Here is a 2,526-nt window from a genome sequence, read left to right as displayed (position 1 = left end):
GACGGTCTATTGGCACTTCCAGCGGTGGGAGCAGACAGGGGTCATCGCCACGCTGCTGTCCGAACTAGGCATCAGGGCCCGTCCGCAGCAGACTCTCCTTGATCCCGGGGATGCCAGCACCGGACTCGGCGACGTCGCCAAGAAGAAGGACCGGAGGCGATTCATCCCGGACATAACCCGGCCGCTGGTTGCCCTCTCGGTGATGGCCGCCAACCTCCGAGAGTGTGACTATGCCGAGCAGGTCATGCTCGCGGTGTTCTGAAAAGGCCGGTCTGACATGTTCTACGCTGCCCCGTCCATGCATTCGCCGCCACGCGGTGAAGCCACCAGCGCACTCATTGCCGATCTCAAACACTGTCCCCTTTCCGTGGAGAGGTGTCATCAGATGTGATTCGCATCACTTCGGTGCCGCCAACGCTTCAGTTTCCTCGGACCACGAGGCCGGAGCGCGAGCGAACACGGACGCATGTCCGGTTCGGACTGAAGGTGTGAGTGGCCGGACGCATCAAGGATGGGTCGGAGGGTTGTCCCCCGAAGTGTGGACACCTTGAGTGCCAGATCACGGAGATCTGAAGACCGAGGAGTTCCTGGTAGTCATGAAGGTCTACCCACCTGAGGTCAAAGCCGACGCGGGGCGCTGTACCTGTCGGATCCGACCCGGACGATCACGTCGGCGGCCCGGGATCTGGGCATCGGCCGGGAGACGCTGCGGTTGTGGGCGCGCCAGGCCCAGGCGGCCGGGGGCTGGCAAAGGCGAGGTCGATGCCCAAGTATTCGCAGGTCCCGCTACCGCTGGGCGACGTGGAAGAGGAGAACAAGCAGCTCAAGGCCTGATCCGGGAACTGGAGCTTAAGCGCGACATCCTGCGCCGGGCGGCCAAGTATTTCGCGGGGAGACCAACTGGTGAGTCGCTTCCCGTTCATCGCCGACCACGCGAGCGCCTTGGGATGACCGGCGACACAGCCGTTTCAGCCGGGTGAAGAGCCGATGTTTCCGAGTATGGCGTGCAGTGCTTCGTGAAGATCGTCCCAGGGAAAGGAAACCGCTCCTGGTGCGCCTGAGTTGGGTGCGGGGAGACGGTCCCAGTCGAGGATCATCCGTACGCCCCATTCCTTGAGCCGGGCCACGCTGCTGGGGAAGGCCGGATGCTTCGCGAGCGCGTGGTTGGGCCAGGGGACGGCGACGATCGGCAGGCCGAGCCCGAGGGCTTCGTTCAGCAGGCCCAGGGCCAGGGTGTCGCTGATGCCCTGGGCCCACTTGTTGGTGGTGTTGAAGGTCGCCGGAACGACCGCTATGGCGTCGGCCGTCGGCAGCACGTCCGGTTCCTCAGGCCGCTTGTAGTCATGCCGTACGGGATAGCCGGTGAGTGTGCTGAGCCGCTCGGCGTCGACGAACTTCGTCGCTGACGGCGTCGCGATGACGCAGACCGTCCAGCCGTCCGCCTGAAGACGCTCGACGAAGGCGGGAAGGTCACCCGCCGGCCGACCTCCGCACGCGATCACATACAGAACCGGCTTGCCTTCTGCCATATCTCGCCGTTCCCCATTCCTCTGCAATCACCATCGGTTACTATCCGCTAACCCACGGACACGGTTACCGTGGTCGAGGCGAACACTACGTCCCCAACGTGAGGTCGTGCCATGGCGACTGAGCACGTGGAAAGTGGAGAGCTGGACCGGCGCATCGGCATGCGCGTCCGAGCGCTTCGGTTGCGCCGAGGCCTCGGACTGCGCGCCTGCGCAGAGTTGTGCGGACGGACCGAGGAGTGGCTGCGCCAGGTCGAGCGCGGTGAGCAGCGCCTGGACAAGCTCTCCACACTCGTCGCCCTGGCGAACGTGCTCGGCGTACGAGATCTCAGCCTCATCGTCGAAGACCGGCTCCAGGGCATGACGTGCACCGTCACCGAGGGCGGCAGGATCCGGCACGAGGCCGTTCCCGCCATTCGTCAGGTGCTGTCCACGCCGATCTATCCGCCGCAGCCCGTGGACGACCTGCCCGCCGAAGGCGAGAAGCTGAAGCGCCGACTGGCCGTCGCCTGGTCGGCCTGGCACGGGTCGGCTCGGCCGTACACCGCTTTGGGAGCGGTGGCGCCCGGCCTGCTACAAGACGCACTGAACCTGCACCGAGCAGCCGGGCCCAGCATGCGGCGCACCATCTGGGCGCTTCTCGCCGAGACGTTCCAGCTCGCGCAGCGTTTCCTCTACTGCGTCGGGGAGGCCGAACTGGCGGCCCGCGCAGCCGACCGTGCGATGGTCGCCGCCGAGGAGACCGACGATCCGCAACTGATTGCGATCTCCGCCTGGACTTCCACGATGGCCGCACTCGGGCGCGGCCAGACTGACGAGGCATTCGAAGTGGCGTCGACCGCGGCGACCTACTTGCAGCCGAGGTCGAGCTCCTCGCAGGCCGTGCTGTCGGCGTGGGGTTCCTTGCACTTGTTCGCCGCCATCGCCTGTGCGAAGAACCACCGTGGCGCCGACGCCTGGCGGCACTGGGACCTAGCTCACAGGGCCGCCTCCGCTCTCG

3 protein-coding genes are annotated in these 2,526 nt (G+C 66.0%); 2 read left to right on the top strand and 1 reads right to left on the bottom strand.

The window, feature by feature from the left end; genetic code table 11:
• Nucleotides 1-262 (top strand): hypothetical protein (locus FLX08_RS41080; protein WP_208761977.1); only part of this gene is annotated, 262 nt, incomplete at its 5' end.
• Between the two features lie 706 nt (nt 263-968).
• Here FLX08_RS41080 and FLX08_RS39650 read toward each other — a convergent pair.
• A complete protein-coding gene (locus FLX08_RS39650) occupies nt 969-1,529 on the bottom strand; it encodes a flavoprotein (protein ID WP_142625396.1) in 561 nt (186 codons plus the stop codon).
• Between the two features lie 111 nt (nt 1,530-1,640).
• On the opposite strand from FLX08_RS39650, the gene FLX08_RS39645 reads away from it, so the two are divergent.
• Nucleotides 1,641-2,526 (top strand): helix-turn-helix domain-containing protein (locus tag FLX08_RS39645; protein WP_142625395.1); only part of this gene is annotated, 886 nt, incomplete at its 3' end.

This window comes from Microbispora hainanensis, assembly GCF_006874475.1.
Classification (GTDB): Bacteria; Actinomycetota; Actinomycetes; order Streptosporangiales; family Streptosporangiaceae; genus Microbispora; species Microbispora hainanensis.
Note: the sequence above shows the minus strand (reverse complement) of the source record. Positions and strands in the feature narration are given on the sequence as shown.